This window comes from Pseudomonas sp. H1_D04, from assembly GCF_054683855.1.
The window spans coordinates 4311531-4328071 of record NZ_CP162826.1 but is presented as its reverse complement, the minus strand read 5'-3'; the positions used below and the strand labels follow the sequence as shown (position 1 = coordinate 4328071).

The following is a 16541-nucleotide window of genomic DNA, read 5'->3' as shown; positions in this document are numbered from 1 at the left end:
TCACGCGGCGATGCGCGGTGCTCGGTTTTATGGGGCTATTGCGGCGATTTGGGGTTAGGGCGACTGCGGGGATTGAATTGGCAACATACGTTGAACTCACTTCCAACGATTCTGCTGCGGGGGATGATCACCCGGTTATGGCGCGCAGAATCTTGATTACGCTGGGTACCATCCGAGGTCAGGGGTAGGCTGTTGCGATCAAACATAACGGAATGGGTTTTGAAAATATAATGCTGTTTTGATATAAGCTAATATTCTCTAATTTCATTATTTGTTAATTACTTTATTCATAATAATGATGTTTTTGGGTGCGAGGGGTTAGGTGGATTGGGGGATATCCGTTGTTGGAGTAACGGCGGGTTATTGGTTCCGCCCTTACGGCGGGTCACTTTGGAAAAGAGCCGGAATGCTGGCCCATCCCAAAGTAACCAAGGACTCTTGCCCCAACACTCGGCACCTCGCCTAGGCTCGGTGTGCGGCCAGTGTGTTTGACGGGGCGCCTAAGATAAAGATCAAAAGCAGATCAAAAGCAGATCAAAAGCAGATCAAAAGCAGATCAAAAGCAGATCAAAAGCAGATCAAAAGCAGATCAAAAGCAGATCAAAAGCAGATCAAAAGCAGATCAAAAGCAGGCTAGGACCTATCTGTCTGATCTATGGAGATCAAACTGTGGGAGGGGGCTTGCTCCCGATGGCGGTATGTCAGCCAACATAGCTGTAACTGAACCACTGCAATCGGGAGCAAGTCGAATCGTCGCACCGCCCCTCCCACATTTGGAATGCGTTCGGCTTAAGAACCCGGTCGGCTCTAAGGCCGCCGCGACCTTGCTTTTGATCTGGAATCGCCCCGTCAACCACGCTGGCCGGAATTCGATGTTGATTTGGGGGGCCGCCGCCAAATCAATGTCGGATTACGGGCACACCGAGCCTAAGTATCTGTCTGGTCTACGGAGATCAAACTGTGGGAGGGGGCTTGCTCCCGATGGCGGTGTGTCAGCCAACAGAGCTGTAACTGAACCACTGCAATCGGGAGCAAGCCCCCTCCCACATTTGGAATGCGGTCGGCTCTAAGGCCGCCGCGGCCTTGCTTTTGATCTGGAATCGCCCCGTCAACCACGCTGGCCGGAATTCGATGTTGATTTGGGGGGCCGCCGCCAAATCAATGTCGGATTACGGGCACACCGAGCCTAGGTATCTGTCTAGTCTACGGAGATCAAACTGTGGGAGGGGGCTTGCTCCCGATGGCGGTGTGTCAGCCAACAGAGCTGTAACTGAACCACTGCAATCGGGAGCAAGTCGAATCGTCGCACCGCCCCTCCCACATTTGGAATGCGTTCGGCTTAAGAACCCGGTCGGCTCTAAGGCCGCCGCGGCCTTGCTTTTGATCTGGAATCGCCCCGTCAACCACGCTGGCCGGAATTCCGGCCTTTACAAAAGTGACCCGCTGTAAGAGCGGAACCATAAGCCGCCGTTGCCTGAATAACGGATATGTACACCAACAACCCGCAGATCCGAAGCAAGCCCCACATCAACCACATACCCAGACCTACCGAGCCGGCCGCAACAACTGCATCTGCTGCCGATAATCATCCGTCACTTGCCGAGCCTGACTACTGCTGGTAATCACCCTAGGCGTAATCAACACAATCAACTCCGTCCGATCCTTGGACTTGCTCGTATTCCCAAACAACCACCGCAACCCCGGGATCTTTCCAAGGTAAGGCACCGCACTCACCGACTCGGCGTTGTCCTGCTTGATCAACCCGCCCAGCAACACCGTCTGCCCACTCTGCACCGCCACTTGGGTGGACACCGACCGCGTGGAAATACGCGGATTAGTCGGCGTGTCGCTGTTAGTCGACGCCTGATCCTGCGCATCACTGACCTGCTGCTGAATATCCATGTACACCAATCCACCCGGATTGATCCGCGGCACCACGTCGAGGATCACCCCGGTCTGCACATATTCAACACTGCTCAAGGTGGTATCCGAGGTACCCGTGTTAACCGTGGTCTGGCTGATGGGAATGTTGTCCCCCACCTGAATCTGCGCTGGCTGGTTATTCATCACCACCAGCGACGGCGCCGACAGCACCTGGGTGCGACCGTTGGTTTCCAATGCATGCAGCGCCACTTGCAGGTTGGTGCTGACGAAGGAGTAGAACAACGAATCCGCGCCTAGCCCAGCACCGCCACCCCCCAACGCGCCTTGGCTGCCGGAGGCATTGGCCACAGTGGTGCTGGTGGAATTGCCCGCCAGGCGCCCCAGGTACCACTGCACGCCAAGGTCAAGTTCACCGGTGAGTTTGACTTCGAGAATGCGCGTCTCGATCTGCACTTGCAGCGGTGGATTGTCGAGACGTTTGATCGCCGATTCGATCTCTTTCCACTGCACCGGCCGGGTGCGGACCAGCAGTTGGTTACTGCTTTTTTGCGCGGTGATCCGGGTGCCGGCGTCGAGGCTTTTGGCCGGGGCGTCTTCGGTCGCGCCCTGCTCGGCGGTGTCCTGCTCGACTTCGGGTTCCTGCTCCTCATCCTCTGCGGCGGGTTGGTTGCCATTGAGGTTGTTGCTCAGGCCACCCGGCGTGCTGCCGGACGTACTGTTGGTGCCCGGCGACGACAATGTTGCCGTGCGCAAACCGGGGGCGACTTTGGCCGGGGTATCGTCCTTGATCGCGCCTGTGCCGTAGATCTGCCGCAGGTACTTGGCCAGGTCGGTGGCCTTCATGTTGCGCACGTCATACACATACATCTGCGGCTCGTTGCCGCCGCCTTCGTCGATGGTGTGGATCCAGTCGCCGACTTCACTGAGGTACTGCGGCTGCGACGAAATCGCCACCACCGAGTTGGTCCGCTCGATAGGCAGAAAGCGCACCATGCCCGCCAGGGGCATGCCGCTGTCGGGGCCGAACATCTTTTGCAGTTCGGGCATCAGTTCGGCCACCGAGGCGCGTTGCAGGCCGAACACGCCCACCGACATACCCTTGAGCCAGTCCACGTCAAAGGTGTCGATGGTGTCCTGGTAATTGGCCAGTTCTTCGGGGGTGCCGGCCAGGCTCAGCACATTGCGCGCCGGGTCCACCAGCAGGAAGGCATTTTCGCGGGCGAACGGCTTGAGCAGTTTCTGCATTTCGGTGGCGGAGATATAGCGCAGCGGAAACAACCGCGCCGACAGGCCACTGGACGGTTGCGACACGCGCATTTCGGGGACCAGTTTTCCCGCCACCGCCTGATTCGCCGGCAGGATCACATAACGACTGCCCTGCTTGATCATCGCGTTGTCGGTCCAGGACAGCAGGGTTTCCAGAATCGACAACGCCTGCTGCTTGTTCACCGGTTTGGAGGTGGAAAAGCTGACGTTGCCCTTCACGCCCTGAGCGATGCTGTAGTTCTCGTGCAGCAGATCGCCCATCACGCTGTTGATCACCGCTTCAATCGGCTGGTCGGCAAAGTTGAACACGATGTCGCCGCCGCCCTCCTCCTTCGCAGACGGTGCCGCAACCGGTTGCCGCACAAACTGTTGGTTGCCGCGAATCAGTTGGCGCTGGGGCGGCGTTTTTGCCTGGGGCTGGCCGCTGTCGACCGGCGCCTGTTCGCTGGCCGGGTCCACGGGCGGACGTTGCGAGCCGGTGCCCTGCATTGCTTCGTGCAGCAGGGCCTCGTCCGGGTCGAGGTGGTCGGGGAATGTCCCGCAGCCACCGAGGGCGACGGCGGTGGCCAGGCAAAATGCGGTGGTGCGCAAGGCGCCAGGGAAGGTATCGATCAAGGGGTGGACTCGCGAGGAAGGGTAATCGGCGGTGTGCTGGACGGCGGCGGCAAACGCAGGGCCCGCAGGCTTAGGGTTTGGCTGCGGCCGTCGAGTACGAAACGGGCGTCGCGGGGGGTCAGGTGCTCCAGGCGCCAGCCATTGGGCAGGGTCTGGTCCTGGTGGACTTTCAACGGTGGGCCGTCGGCGCGCTTGAGCAGCGCCACGCGCAGGTCACCGTCGAGGACGATGCCGGTCAGCGTGAGGCTCGACAGGCTGGAGACAGCGCCTTGGCCCACCGCGCGGTCGGGGCTGCGATCGGGGCTGAACAACGGTGCCTGCCAGGTGCCGGCCAGGCTGTCCAGGGTTGCGCTCGGGGCCACCAGCACCTTGGTGGCGGCATTGGCGCGTGTGTCGGGCGCGGGCGGCGGCAACCACTGGGGCGCATCGCCGATGCTGCTGAGGATGCCCGCCATCATCAGCCCCAATAGGCCGGCCACGCCGATCAAGCCCCACTCCAGGGGACGCAAGGTGCTGATCATCGGCGCACCTGCGCGGCGGCAGCCGGTTGCAGGTAGCCACGCACCAACAGGTGCACCACCAATTTGCCGGCGCCGCCACTGGCGGGTGCGTCCGGGGCGCGGCGGATACTCATTTCATCGACAAACAGAAACGGTCGCTGGTACTCCAGTTCATGGAGGATCGCGGTTAAGGGCTCGATGGCGCAGTTGAGGGTCAGGCTGACTTTGACCTGGCGATAGGGCTCGGCATCGTCCTGCTCCGGGGTGATGGGCATGCGCTGGGTCAGGCTGCAGCCGCCACCGAGACCGGCGCGGCTATTGATCAGGTCGGCGATGCGCTGCATCAAATCGGCGGCCACCGCGCTGGGGTCATCGCCGGGTAACAGGCTGGTGCTGCTGGCCGGGTCCTGGCGCGCTTCTTCCAGTTGCTGGCGCAAGCTGTCGCCCTGGACCAGCACGCCGGCGTAGCGTTGCTGCTGTTCACGCAACTGCTCGGCCTGTTCGCCCAGGGTACGCAACGGGCCGGCGAACCAGCTGTCGATCAACAGCCAATACGCGCCGCCGAGCACCAACGCGAGGACGATCAAGGCCGCGCCACGGCGTTCACGGGGTGTCAGTGGTCGGCGCATCGGCGGCCTCCTGGTGCAGGTGGGCGCGCAAGGAAAACTGATCCTTGCCGGTTTGCGCATCGGGTTGGATGACCCCTTCGAACTGAGCGTTTTCCAGGCTGCGGCAGTTCTTGATGCGGGTGATCAGGGCACTGGCCTTGGCGCTTTGCCCGGAGAAGGACACGTCGGCACCGTCGTTGACTTCCAACTGGTCGATCCAGGTGTCGGGCGGCAGGCAGGCGGTCAGTTCATTGAGCAATGCGGCCAAGGGCGGCTGCGCGGCCTTGCGGCGGATCAAGTACTGCGCGGCGCCCCGGGTGTTGAGCAGTTGCTGGCGCAGGGCCTGGACCTCGGCGACCTGGGCCTTTTGCGCACGCACGCTCTGTTGCATGGCTTCGAGCACGCGCTGGCGGTCGTTGAGCCACAGCACCATGGCGGCAATCAGCAAGGCGCCGCACAGCCACGGCAGACTGCGCTGCAAGCCCTTGCCCGCCGGGCGCTGACGCGGACGCAACGGCGCCGGCAGCAGGTCGATGCCCATGGGCACGCCCGCGCGGTCGTATACGTCCACGGCGTGGGGTTGCAAGCCGAGTGCCGCGCAGTCATCGAGGATCTGGTCCAGACGCTCGCGCAGGATCGCCACCAGCGTCACCTGTAGATGGGCGGCCGTGCGGCGTTCCTGACGCGCGACAAAGTACAGCTGGGCGGCGTCGAACGGAGTGAAGCGGTCCAGTTCGTAACCGACGACCGTGGACAGGTTGCGTGCGGCGGCCACAGGCAATTGCAGGCTCTGCACCAACACGGCGTCCGGTGCCAGCAACAACACCTGGCGCGCCTCGCCGGTGAGCTTTACCACAGGCACAGTGATCGGCCACGGGTAGACGTGCTCGGGAATGTCATGGGGCAACAACCACCCCGGCAGACAGCCACGCAGCTCCTTGAGCCACAGGCGCCAGCCTTGTTGCAGCAGGCTGCCGTGCCAGCGCCGGGCGAGCGGCTGCGTCAGCAGGTGCAGCCGCGCGGTTAAGTGTTCATTCATTCTTGCCAACGTAGTACTCGATAAGGTTGTGCGCTGCCTTGCGCGGGGCTCAATAACACCGTGGCTTGCAGCTCGGCGTGGTAACCGCCGGGGCGTTGGGCGCGGCTGCTGACCACCAGCACATCACCGGGGTCGGCACCCACCGCACTTTGGTGCGGCAGGTTCAAGGCACGGCGCATCAACGGGCTCGCGAACGCCGGATCGGGCCGATCCAGGCCGCTCCACAGGCTGATTTCCGGCACCAGCGCGCTGTACAAGGCCTGGGTCATGCCCGGCAGTTGTCGCACTTCTTCCACCACCCGAAACGGTGCAAGGCCCTGGTTGCGGCGCACTTCCAAGTCCCTGGCCAACTGCTTGGCCTGGGCCTGGGTGGCGCCGCAGGCCAGGGCCAAGCGGGCAAAATCCCCCACTTCGGCGCTGTTGAGGTACAACTTGCCGCGCTCGCTGCGCAGGCTCACGTGCAGTTGGGCGTCGTCGAACACCAGCGGGATTTCACGCCCGTCGGCAATCCACTGTTTGCGCTGCAACGGGTCGGCCACGGCTTGCATCGCCAGCGCCACGCCCGCCTCCGCCGCCAGCACGGCCTGGGTGTGCTGGCGATGCCACGCGGCCTGGCGCGTTTCCAGCTGTACCCAACCGGCCAGCCCGCCCAGCAACAAACTGAGCAAGGCCAGCACCCAGAGCACCAGCAGCAGGGCCACACCCCGTTGGTGCTTGATCATTCGGGCGCCCCGCCGGACAGGTTCAGGCGCAAAGCAACCACCTGGGTCACCCACGGCACCGGGCCGTCGACGCGGGCTGCAATCCGCACCGCGTAGGGCAGGCGTTTGGTCCACGGCCACTCACTGATCCAGCCGGTGGCCTGGCCCTTGGGCGACAAGCCGCGATAGCTGAATTGCAGGTCTTCGACGCCTTTGAGCAACACCTGTGGCTCGCTGCGTGACGCCGGCACGCTGACCTGCGCCAGAGACTCAAACCGCGCAAACGCCACCTGCAAATCACGCTGCGCCTCAGGGCCAGTCAGTTGCAGGGTGAAACGCTGAATGCCGCCACCGAGCACACCGGGCAAGGTCGCCACAAACTGCATGCGCTGCGGTCCGCCCGCGAAAAAACCATCGACCTGGCTGTCGTCCTCGGTCACATCCAGCGGTAACGCCTCGCTGATGGCGGTGCGCAAAAATTGCTGGGCAGCACGCATTTCATCCAGGCTGACCGTGTAGCGCTGGGCCTTGAGTACCGCGCGATTGGCACCGAGCAACGCGCCGCCGACCAGGGTCAGCAGCACCCCCAGCAGGCTGAGCACGATCATGATTTCGAGCAGGGTAAAGCCCTGCTGGCGCCGCTTCACAATCCAGCCCCGGCGGCGCGCAGTTTCAAGGTGCTGAAGCTGGCCTGGCGCGGGCCTTCGCTGACACTCAGGTCCAGGCGAAACAAATGCGCCTGGCCGATGCGGCTGGGCTGTTGGGCGATGCGCAGTTGCCAGGCGATGCCGTCCATTTCGCCCTGGCGCGTGCCGCTCGCCAGAGGCCCGGTGCCCTCCTGATCCATTACGCTCAAGGCGGCATGGGTGAGACGGTCGCTATGGGCTACCTGCAACAACGAGCGCGCGCTCTGGCCGAAGGCGACCAGCAGCACCGTGCTACAGATCGCCATCAGCGTCAGCGCGGCGAGCATTTCCAACAGGGTAAAACCGCGCTGGTCCTTCATGGCAGGGCCTTGGACTGGACGCTGCCGGTCAGCCAGCCAATGTCGATGCGCCAACGTCGGCTGCCGTTGACCAGCAGCACGTTGCCGCCGGTGGAGCTGCCATCAGGATAGAAATCCACCGCCGAGCCCGCTTGCTCGGCGGTGTGCAGCGTTACCTGTAGCTCGGCGGGCCAGTGTTTTTTCGGGCGACCGGGCGCCTGGAAACTCAAGTCGCGCAAATCGAAGACGGTGCTTTCAGTGGTGCCACCGACAATCGCCCGGGCCCGCGTGCTGCGCAGCGCCTCGACGATCTGCCCGACCGCCTGGCGCTCTTTCGCCGCACGCAGACCTTGTTGCAGGCCAAAACCGACCAACCCGGCCGCGATGCTGATCAAGACGATCACCACCAGCATCTCCAGCAGGGTAAAGCCGCGTTGGGCGTTGGGCATGGTCGTGGGTTATTCCCAGTTGCCCAGGTCGGCGCTGTAGCCTTCGCCGCCGGGTTGGCCGTCCTGGCCGTAGAAGATCAGGTCAAACGCACCGTGCTCGCCAGGAAAGCGATAGCCAAAGGCATGGCCAAACGGGTCTTTGAGGTCCGACGGCTTGGCGTACGGCCCGGCCCAACCGGCGCTGTTGCCCGGTTTTTCAACCAGTTGCTGCAAGGTCTTGGGCGGTGAGCCGACATCCAGCCCGTAGCTTTCGATTTTCATCGAAAGGCTGGCCAGTTGCGCCTTGCCCGCGCCGTATTTGCCCTTGTCGACGTTACCGCCGACCTGGCGCACCACGATGGTCGCGACGATGCCCAGCAGTACGATCACGGCGAGCATTTCTAACAGGGTGAAACCGCTTTGGCGGCGTGCAGGTTTTGAGCGCATGGAGGTGGGTCCTTGAGGGTTCATATATTGCTGGTCAGGCTCATCAGCGGCAGCATGATCGCCAGCATGATCACCGCCACCAGCACCGCCATGACCACGGTCAGGGACGGCACCAGCGCAGCGAGCAGGCGGTCGATGCCGCGTTTGGCTTCAACGTCGAACACGTCGGCGACCTTGAGCAGCATGCTGTCCAATTCGCCGGCCTGTTCGCCGACTTCAATCATTTGCAAGGCCAGGTCCGGCAGCAGCGGCTGCGAGCCAAAGGCACTCGCCAGGGTGCCGCCGCCCTTGACCGACTCGGCGGCCTGGGCGACTTGCGCTTGCAGGGCGCGGTTGGTGCAGACCTGCCGGGCGATGACCAGGGCTTGCAGCAGGGCCACGCCATTGCTCAGCAAGGTGCCCAGGGTGCGCGCCAGTCGGGCGGCTTCGACCCGTTGCAACAGTGGGCCGATGAGGCGAATGCCCAACACGCGGCGATCGTATTTTTCGCGGCGCCGGGGGTCGCGCAGGCGAGCGGCCAGGGTCCAGATCGTCACAATCAACCCGGCCAACACCGCCAGGCCGTAGGCACCCAGGAATTGGCCGAGATTCAGGATCACTTCAGTGATCAATGGAATCGGCACGCCCAAGTCTTTGAAGATCGGCACGAACTGCGGCACCACATAGGCCAGCAACAGCGCCAGTGAACCCAGTACGCCGACCACCAGAAACGCCGGATAGATCAACGCATTGATCACCTCGCCCCTCAACAGTTGGCTGCGCTCCAGATAGTCGCTGAGCTGGCGCAGGGTGTTTTCCAGGGCGCCGCCCGCTTCGCCGGCACGCACCATGCTCAGGTACAGCGGCGAGAACTGGCTGCCCTCCTCTTCCAAGGCTTTGGACAAAGGTTGACCGGCTTTGACGCGCTCACGAATGCGCTCGATCAACGCGCGGGTCTGGGGCTGGCCGGGCTGTTTGAGCAGGATGCCCAGGGAGCGTTCCAACGGCTGTCCGGCGCCCAAAAGCGTGGCCAGTTGCTGGGTAAAACTGACCAACGCCGCACCGTTCAACTGGCCGCGCCCAAGGGCGTTGCGCAGCCCTTGAGCGCCGGCCACATCAATGTGCAATAACAACAAACCGCGCTTGTGCAGCGCGGCGACGGCGGCATCCTGGTCCTTGGCTTCCAGGGTGCCATTTTGCGGCGTGCCCTGGCTGTCGAGGGCGCGGTATTTGAACAGGCTCACGTGCCCTCCCCTCGGGTAACGCGCAGCACTTCTTCCAGGGACGTCACCCCGGCTACGGCTTGGCGCAGGCCTTCTTCATGCAAGGTGCGCAGGCCGCCGCGACGGGCAGCCTGTTCCAGGGTGGCGGCGTCGGCCTGACGCATCAGCAGGCTGCGCAGTTCATCGTTCATCACCAACAATTCGGTGATTGCACTGCGGCCGTGGTAGCCGCCGCCGGGCGCGTCGGCGCGAGGGCGATAGAGCATGATCGGGCGTTGCTCGGTAAAACGGTCCAGGCCATGTTCGGCGATCAATTCGGCCGGTGCTTCGAAGGCTTCTCGAGTAGCCGGATCAAGACGGCGCACCAGGCGTTGGGCGAGGATGCCGTTGACGGTCGAGGCGATCAGGTAGCTTTCGACGCCCATGTCCAGCAAGCGCGTGATACTCGCCGCCGCACTGTTGGTGTGCAGGGTCGACAGCACCAAATGGCCGGTCAACGAGGACTGGATGGCGATGCGGCAGGTTTCCAGGTCGCGGATCTCGCCGATCATGATCACGTCCGGATCCTGACGCACGATGGAGCGCAGTGCGCCGGCAAAGTCGAGGCCGATGGCCGGTTTTACCTGGATCTGGTTGATGCCTTCGAGCTGGTACTCCACCGGGTCTTCCACGGTGATGATCTTGCGCTCGGCGGTATTGAGCCGCGACAGCGCGGTGTACAGCGTGGTGGTCTTGCCCGAGCCAGTCGGACCGGTGACCAGCAGGATGCCATGGGGGCGTTCGAGCACTTCGAGGAAGGTTTCCAGGCGCTGGCCATCGAAGCCCAGGCTCTGAAAATCGAACTGCACGGTCTGGCGGTCGAGCAAACGCATGACCACCGACTCGCCAAAACTGGTGGGCACGGTGGACACACGCAAGTCCAGTTCCTTGCCCTGGATGCGCAGCATGATGCGCCCGTCCTGGGGCAGGCGGCGTTCGGCGATGTCCAGGCGCGCCATGATCTTTACCCGCGAAATCACCGCCGCCGATGAACTGGACGGCGGCGCCTCCGCCTCATGCAGCACGCCGTCGATGCGGTAGCGCACCTTGAGCTGATTTTCGAAGGGCTCGATATGGATGTCCGAGGCGCGATGTTCCACCGCGCGCTGCAGGATCAGGTTGACCAGGCGAATCACCGGCGCTTCGGAGGCCATGTCCTTGAGGTGTTCGATGTCTTCGAGCGCGCCGCCCTGTTCGTCGAGGTTTTCGATCAGGGTACCCATCGCCGAGCGGCCCTGGCCGTAATAGCGCTCGATCAGGGTATCGACTTCATTGCGCGGGCCCACCGCCAGCCACACCGGCACACCGCAGGCATAAGCCATGGCCTGGAACGGATAAACCAACGCCGGGTTGGCCGCCAGCACCCGCAACCCGCCCTGGCTCCAGCCCACGGGCACCACTTGGTGATGGCGCATAAAACGCTCGGTCAGGGCCGGTAACGGGTCGAGCAACGGCGGCGCTGCGTCCGCCAGCAACAGCGGTGCGCCAAGCAGGTCTGCCCAGGCGCGGGCCAACTCCACTTCGGAGACCAGTCCCAGGCGGGTGAGCAGGCCGAGTAGTTCGGTGTCGTCAGACTCCTGGGACAGGCGCCGGGCGCGCTCCAGGTCAACGGTTTTCAAGCCGGCGTGCTGCATCAGCCACGCGCAGACCTGTTCGGTGTGCGGGATGTGCATCTGGCAGGCGTTGATGGGCGTTGAGGGACTTGGCATGAGTAGCTATCTGAGGGGCGATGTTCTAAAGGGCTACTGGGAACCCCTGTGGGAGTGGGCTTTCCCCTCCCGCAGGGGGCCGCGTTTCGCCGTTAGTTCGAGGTCTTCGGCGCGGCCTGGCTGCCATTCAACGGTCGGCCACCCTTGGTGGTTTCAGCCTTCTGCTTCTTGGCAGCCTTGGCATCGTGGGACTGGGTCAACACGGTGGAATCGGCGGCGCCGGACTTGGCATCCGCGTCGGTGGCTTCAGCCGCAATGGCCGCGCCGCTCAATGCAACGCCCAGCACAAAACCGGCACCCAGCAGGGACTTTTTCATAAACATTCTCCAGATAAAAAACTGCGAAACGCTCACGTGGCGCCTTGAATCGGTTCAAGACCCTACAGCAAAGCGTTGTGTATGACAGCGTGTATAAAACATGGCCTTTTAGAACTACCGAGCAACGCCACTAGTTCGCCATGCCACCATCCATTTTCTTAAACCAATCGACTGGTAGGTTTAGCCTTAGTTCAAAATCGTAATGAAATATTTCTTATTTCACGCAAAAATTAGCTTTCGTTTGACTTATAACCGCAAGAATTGCCTTAATTATCACGTTTTCGCGGTTCAAAATGCCATCTAGTGATATCGCCAAGACATCATCCACAACAATAATTAACACAATTATTAAACTTACAGAATCTGCAAAACCCGCCAAGTAATTGCAATTAGCCATCGGTTAAACATTGCGATCAAGGCGAACTATTGCCCACGAAAAAGTGACGAGCGTCACCCTATTTTTACTAAACAGTTGTCGGAGAAACCCCATGAATAAACGCAAGATGATCGGTGCGCAGTCGGCGTTTGCCCTGCTGGCGCTGGCCGTGTCCCAGGTGCACGCGGCCACCAGCCCTGCCTTGGACGAAGGCCGGGTGAACCGTGCAGAAAAGGCCGCGGACAAAACCCTGGCGAAGATGACCATGGAAGAAAAACTCGCCTACATCGGCGGCACCGGTGGCTGGGACGTCAAGCCGCTGACCCAATACGGCATCCCACAGATCCACGGTGCCGACGGCGGCGTCGGTGTGCGCTACACCAGTGAAGGCAACGCCCAGGGCGTGGTCTACCCTTCCGGACCGAACCTGGCCGCCAGCTGGAACCCGCGCCGCGCCATCGACCTGGGTCGTGCACTGGGCTACGACACCGCCAGTGGCGGTTATCAGTTCGTCACCGGCCCCGGCGTGAACCTGTACCGCATGCCCTACAGTGGCCGTGCGTTCGAGTATCTGTCCGGTGAAGACCCGTTCCTCGGCGCCAGCCTGGGTCCGGCAGTGATCAACGGTATCCAGTCCCGTGGCGTGTGGGCCAACGCCAAGCATTTCGCGGCCAACGACCAGGAAAGCAATCGCTTCCACCTCGACGAAATCATCAGCGAGCGTGTGCTGCGCGAGATGACCCTGCCGCCCTTCGAGTCCGCCTCGAAGAACAGCAAGGTGGCGATGATGATGTGTGCGTTCCAGAAAGTGAACGGCGAGTTCGCCTGCCAGAACAAACACCTGATGCGCGACATCCTGAAGACCGAATGGGGCTATCCAGGCTTCGTGCAGAGTGACTACAACGCGGTGGTCAACGGCTTGCCGGCGGCGCAGGCCGGCACCGACCTGGACATGATGGGCTACCAGATGAACAGCACGGTGCTCAAGCCGTTCCTGGACAGCGGCGAGCTGAGCAGCGCGACCATCGATGACAAGGTGCGGCGCATCCTCAAGCAGATCTACCTGTACAAGTTCGACAGCAAAGCGCCGTTGACCAGCCACAACATGAACAGCGCCACCAGCAACCGCGTGGCCCTGAACGCGGCGCGCGAAGGCATCGTGTTGCTGAAAAACAAGAACAACCTGCTGCCTCTGGATGCCAAGAAGGTCAAGACCATCGCGGTGGTCGGCAACCTGGCCAAATACGCCCCGCCCACCGGTTTCGGCAGCGCGAATGTGATGGCGGCCAACTACATCAGCGAGCTGAGCGGCCTGCAGCAATTGGCTCCGGGTGCCAAGGTCGAGTTTATCGACGGCCTGTCCCTGGACCCGACGGCCTCCAACTGGACTCACACGGACAGCGACGGCAACAGCGTCAAAGGCGTGAAGACCGAGTTCTTCAACAACACCAACTGGTCCGGCGACCCGGCGGCCAGCCGCACCGATCGCCATGTCGACCTGGACTGGTCCACCGACAGCCTGCCGGTGAACGGCGATACCGCGGCCACTTCGATTCGCTACAGCGGCCAGATCACCCCGACCGTCAGCGGCGAGCAGGTGTTCAAGATTCGCGCCGACGGTGCCGTGCGTCTCTACGTCAACGGCAAGAAAGTGCTGGATAACGGCGACGGCAAGCCGCTGCCCAACAACAGCATCCCACCGACCATTCCGGTATTCGCCAAGGTCAATCTGGAGGCTGGCAAAGCCGTCGACATCAAGCTGGAATACTCGCGCCGCAACGGCTACCTCTCGACCATGGGCGGTTTGGTGGGCGTGCAGATGAGCTGGGCCTCGCTGGTGGCGCCACAGGACCTGGCCAAGTACGACGCAGTGCTGGTGGCTGCGGGCAACAGCAATGAATACGAAGGTGAAGGCTTTGACCACAGCTTCGACCTGCCGGAGTTCCAGGGCCAACTGATCCAGAGCATTGCCAAGGTCAACCCCAATACTGTCGTCACCCTGCACGGCGGTACCGGGTTGAAAATGAGCGACTGGATCGACCAGGTACCGGCCGCATTGCATGCGTTCTACCCTGGGCAGAACGGCGGCCAGGCATTGGCGGAGATCCTGCTGGGCAAGGTCAACCCGTCGGCCAAGTTGCCAATCAGCATCGAGCGCAACATCGAAGACAACCCGATCTACGCGACCTTCCCCAAGTTCGACAACCAGGAAACCCTGGCTGAGATGAGCTACAAGGACGACCTGTTCCTGGGCTATCGCGGTTACGAGAAAAAAGGCATCAAGCCGCTCTACCCGTTCGGCTATGGCTTGTCGTACACCACCTTCGGCTACAGCAACATCAGCGTGACGCCAGGGGTTGCAGTTGCAGGGGCGCCGATCAAGGTGTCGTTCGACCTGGCCAACACCGGCAAGGTGGCGGGCGCCGAAGTCGCCGAGCTGTACGTGGGCCAGAACAATCCGAAAGTCGAGCGGGCGCTCAAGGAACTCAAGGGCTACAAGAAAGTGTTCTTGAAGCCGGGCGAGAGCAAGCGCGTGACCATCGAGCTTAACGATCGCTCGCTGGCCTACTACGACGTCAAGAGCAAGCAATGGGTGGTGGACGCCGACAGCTTCAACTTGTCGGTGGGCGCGTCGTCTCAGGACATTCGCCTGAACGCCAAGCTGGTCAACCCGTTCCGCCAGGAACTGTCGACGACCACCAGCAACCCGTTGCCGCGTTCAGCGCTCAATTCGACGTTGCGTGAGCTGCCACAGGTGAAGACTGGCGGTGTGCTGCATCAGAATGAAGGCGACAGCGGCACCAGTGAAGGTGATGGCTATGACATGAGCGATGACAGCAGCCAGGGCAGTGCTGCCGGTAACTGATCCCGACTCGGTCTAATGTGGGATGGGCAAGCCCCCTCCCACATTTTTGACTGTGTTTGACTCAGGTTCGAATGGCCGCTTCAACCCGCGCAATGTAGGCGTCGAAGCGCGCCACCAGATCCACCTGCTCGGGAAACCGCAACCACTGGATCTGCAGGCCATCCATCATGGCCAGGATCTCCTCCACCAGCCCGGCGATGTCCACGTCGCCGCGCACCTCCCCCGCCGCCACCAGGTCGGCAAACTGTCCTTGCATGCGTTGGTGAATCGCCGCGTAGCGCGCCTGGAACCACGCCCAGGCCGGCTGGGTATCCAACAGACTTTCGGCATTCAAGATGGTAAACGCGCGCACCACGCCAGGCGCCGTGGCATTTGAACGATTGATTGCGCGCAGGCTGCCGAGCAAACCATTGAGGGTTTTCTCCGCACGCACTTCATCGGCAATCCGCTGATTGACCTCATCACGCCGCTGCAACACGCCCATCAACAGTGAGATCTTGCTCGGAAAATGGTGCAGCAACCCGGCCACGGAAATCCCTACGATCCCCGCCACCTGCGCCATCGAGGCACCGCTGTAGCCTTCCAGGGAAAACACTTGCAAGGCCGCATCCAGCAGCTCTTCGCGGCGTTTTTCACCTTTGGGTGCGCGGCGGGTTTTCGGCGGCGACTCGGTCATGGAAAAGTCCTGGAGGAAGAGGCTTGCACCGTATCCAAAATGCCACCGCGCCGCAAATAAACCTCGGGCGAGTGTCGGGGCTTCAATGGAACGCTCTGGGCAATCCATGCCAATCAATGCTCGGACTTGTCCCAGATAACCCGAGTAAGCCGCCATGATCGCTTCAAGACTATTCACGCCTCCGCTGCCCGCGTCACCCCCCTCGCCCGCCGAGGACGGCGACAGCATTCAACCGACCGAACGCCTCTCCCGAAGTCGCCGCGATGTGGGTGAGCCCGATAAATACTGGCCGCAGCACAGCACCCTCAAAATCGCCATGTATGACTACGAGATGGACGACCCTTATGTGCAGGCGGTCAAGCAGGCCGCCAGCGAGTGGCTGCCCCATATCAACCTTAAGTTCGAATTCGTCAGCGGGGAAGAAGGCGATGTTCGCATCTCGGGGGTGCCGATTCATCAAGGTTCCGGGGTCTCAATGGTCGGTACCGATGCACAAAAAGTATCCCCCGGAATGCCGACCATGAACCTGCCGATAGACTACTCGTCGACTTCATTCGCCCACACCGTGTTGCACGAATTCGGCCACATGCTCGGCGCCCGGCATGCCCATCAGCATCCTGACGCGAATATCCCGTGGGACTTGGCCAAACTTGACCGGCATATACCCCATCACTACCAGCAAGCCAACTTGCTGCCCCTGCCGCGCAGCGCTGTCTATGATTTTCTGCCGTATGACGAAGACTCAGCCATGCACTACGCGATCAACCCCGCGTTGACGACGAGTAATACCTTCCACTCAAGAAACTCGATGCTCAGCCCAGGCGATATCGCCTGGGCAAACAAGGCCTACCCGAAGGCAGCTCGTCGGACCGGCACATAAGCA

At 61.9% G+C, this 16541-nt stretch carries 15 protein-coding genes; 2 read left to right on the top strand and 13 right to left on the bottom strand.

All coding sequences use genetic code 11. The annotated features are described in order from the left end of the window. Positions 1-1545: 1545 nt before the first annotated feature. The 12 genes from gspD to AB4N82_RS20090 form a co-directional block, all read right to left on the bottom strand. On the bottom strand, positions 1546-3765 hold the full coding sequence (gspD, locus tag AB4N82_RS20145) for a type II secretion system secretin GspD (RefSeq protein WP_032887247.1): 2220 nt from the start codon (positions 3763-3765) through the stop codon (positions 1546-1548). After that, on the bottom strand, positions 3762-4286 hold the full coding sequence (locus tag AB4N82_RS20140; RefSeq protein ID WP_460102739.1) for a hypothetical protein: 525 nt from the start codon (positions 4284-4286) through the stop codon (positions 3762-3764). Before AB4N82_RS20140 ends, gspD begins: the two co-directional genes overlap by 4 nt. Continuing rightward, positions 4283-4894, bottom strand: a complete 612-nt coding sequence (gspM, locus tag AB4N82_RS20135; RefSeq protein ID WP_032887244.1) for a type II secretion system protein GspM — start codon at positions 4892-4894, stop codon at positions 4283-4285. Before gspM ends, AB4N82_RS20140 begins: the two co-directional genes overlap by 4 nt. Continuing rightward, the gene (locus tag AB4N82_RS20130; RefSeq protein ID WP_122764691.1) at positions 4869-5912 is read right to left on the bottom strand and encodes a PilN domain-containing protein; all 1044 of its coding nucleotides are present in this window, start codon (positions 5910-5912) and stop codon (positions 4869-4871) included. Before AB4N82_RS20130 ends, gspM begins: the two co-directional genes overlap by 26 nt. Further along, complete coding sequence (locus AB4N82_RS20125) at positions 5909-6634, bottom strand: hypothetical protein (RefSeq protein ID WP_032887242.1); 726 nt, start codon at positions 6632-6634, stop codon at positions 5909-5911. The genes AB4N82_RS20130 and AB4N82_RS20125 overlap by 4 nt, the downstream gene beginning before the upstream one ends. Continuing rightward, a complete protein-coding gene (locus AB4N82_RS20120; RefSeq protein WP_032887241.1) occupies positions 6631-7260 on the bottom strand; it encodes a prepilin-type N-terminal cleavage/methylation domain-containing protein in 630 nt (209 codons plus the stop codon). Before AB4N82_RS20120 ends, AB4N82_RS20125 begins: the two co-directional genes overlap by 4 nt. Further along, the gene (locus AB4N82_RS20115; protein ID WP_032887240.1) at positions 7257-7619 is read right to left on the bottom strand and encodes a prepilin-type N-terminal cleavage/methylation domain-containing protein; all 363 of its coding nucleotides are present in this window, start codon (positions 7617-7619) and stop codon (positions 7257-7259) included. The genes AB4N82_RS20120 and AB4N82_RS20115 overlap by 4 nt, the downstream gene beginning before the upstream one ends. After that, entirely contained in the window at positions 7616-8047 is a 432-nt protein-coding gene (locus AB4N82_RS20110) for a prepilin-type N-terminal cleavage/methylation domain-containing protein (RefSeq protein ID WP_032887238.1), read from the bottom strand. The genes AB4N82_RS20115 and AB4N82_RS20110 overlap by 4 nt, the downstream gene beginning before the upstream one ends. A 9-nt stretch (positions 8048-8056) precedes the next feature. Continuing rightward, the gene (gene gspG / locus AB4N82_RS20105) at positions 8057-8473 is read right to left on the bottom strand and encodes a type II secretion system major pseudopilin GspG (RefSeq protein ID WP_095185610.1); all 417 of its coding nucleotides are present in this window, start codon (positions 8471-8473) and stop codon (positions 8057-8059) included. A gap of 20 nt (positions 8474-8493) precedes the next feature. Continuing rightward, positions 8494-9696, bottom strand: coding sequence for a type II secretion system inner membrane protein GspF (gspF, locus tag AB4N82_RS20100; RefSeq protein ID WP_122680549.1), 1203 nt, complete (start codon positions 9694-9696; stop codon positions 8494-8496). Then, complete coding sequence (gspE, locus tag AB4N82_RS20095; protein WP_095185609.1) at positions 9693-11423, bottom strand: type II secretion system ATPase GspE; 1731 nt, start codon at positions 11421-11423, stop codon at positions 9693-9695. The genes gspF and gspE overlap by 4 nt, the downstream gene beginning before the upstream one ends. A gap of 92 nt (positions 11424-11515) precedes the next feature. Then, positions 11516-11740 carry a hypothetical protein gene (locus tag AB4N82_RS20090; RefSeq protein WP_032887233.1) on the bottom strand — a complete coding sequence of 75 codons (225 nt, stop codon included), beginning with the start codon at positions 11738-11740 and terminating at the stop codon, positions 11516-11518. 488 nt (positions 11741-12228) lie between these two features. On the opposite strand from AB4N82_RS20090, the gene AB4N82_RS20085 reads away from it, so the two are divergent. After that, on the top strand, positions 12229-14982 hold the full coding sequence (locus tag AB4N82_RS20085) for a beta-glucosidase (protein WP_122764689.1): 2754 nt from the start codon (positions 12229-12231) through the stop codon (positions 14980-14982). 61 nt (positions 14983-15043) lie between these two features. Here the strand turns inward: AB4N82_RS20085 and AB4N82_RS20080 are convergent, their stop codons facing one another. Then, positions 15044-15658 (bottom strand): TetR/AcrR family transcriptional regulator, encoded by a 615-nt coding sequence (locus AB4N82_RS20080; RefSeq protein WP_032887231.1) that lies wholly within the window; start codon positions 15656-15658, stop codon positions 15044-15046. Positions 15659-15812: 154 nt separating this feature from the next. On the opposite strand from AB4N82_RS20080, the gene AB4N82_RS20075 reads away from it, so the two are divergent. Further along, positions 15813-16538 (top strand): M12 family metallopeptidase, encoded by a 726-nt coding sequence (locus tag AB4N82_RS20075; protein ID WP_122764688.1) that lies wholly within the window; start codon positions 15813-15815, stop codon positions 16536-16538. Positions 16539-16541: the final 3 nt, after the last annotated feature.

What these genes read in the sequence shown, in the direction of transcription:
- AB4N82_RS20090 (WP_032887233.1), bottom strand. Translation starts at nt 11,740, where the DNA reads ATGAAAAAGTCCCTGCTGGGTGCCGGTTTTGTGCTGGGCGTTGCATTG.
- AB4N82_RS20075 (WP_122764688.1), top strand. Translation starts at nt 15,813, where the DNA reads ATGATCGCTTCAAGACTATTCACGCCTCCGCTGCCCGCGTCACCCCCC.
- AB4N82_RS20115 (WP_032887240.1), bottom strand. Translation starts at nt 7,619, where the DNA reads ATGAAGGACCAGCGCGGTTTTACCCTGTTGGAAATGCTCGCCGCGCTG.
- AB4N82_RS20140 (WP_460102739.1), bottom strand. Translation starts at nt 4,286, where the DNA reads ATGATCAGCACCTTGCGTCCCCTGGAGTGGGGCTTGATCGGCGTGGCC.
- AB4N82_RS20080 (WP_032887231.1), bottom strand. Translation starts at nt 15,658, where the DNA reads ATGACCGAGTCGCCGCCGAAAACCCGCCGCGCACCCAAAGGTGAAAAA.
- gspE (WP_095185609.1), bottom strand. Translation starts at nt 11,423, where the DNA reads ATGCCAAGTCCCTCAACGCCCATCAACGCCTGCCAGATGCACATCCCG.
- AB4N82_RS20085 (WP_122764689.1), top strand. Translation starts at nt 12,229, where the DNA reads ATGAATAAACGCAAGATGATCGGTGCGCAGTCGGCGTTTGCCCTGCTG.
- AB4N82_RS20130 (WP_122764691.1), bottom strand. Translation starts at nt 5,912, where the DNA reads ATGAATGAACACTTAACCGCGCGGCTGCACCTGCTGACGCAGCCGCTC.
- gspM (WP_032887244.1), bottom strand. Translation starts at nt 4,894, where the DNA reads ATGCGCCGACCACTGACACCCCGTGAACGCCGTGGCGCGGCCTTGATC.
- AB4N82_RS20125 (WP_032887242.1), bottom strand. Translation starts at nt 6,634, where the DNA reads ATGATCAAGCACCAACGGGGTGTGGCCCTGCTGCTGGTGCTCTGGGTG.
- AB4N82_RS20110 (WP_032887238.1), bottom strand. Translation starts at nt 8,047, where the DNA reads ATGCCCAACGCCCAACGCGGCTTTACCCTGCTGGAGATGCTGGTGGTG.
- gspG (WP_095185610.1), bottom strand. Translation starts at nt 8,473, where the DNA reads ATGCGCTCAAAACCTGCACGCCGCCAAAGCGGTTTCACCCTGTTAGAA.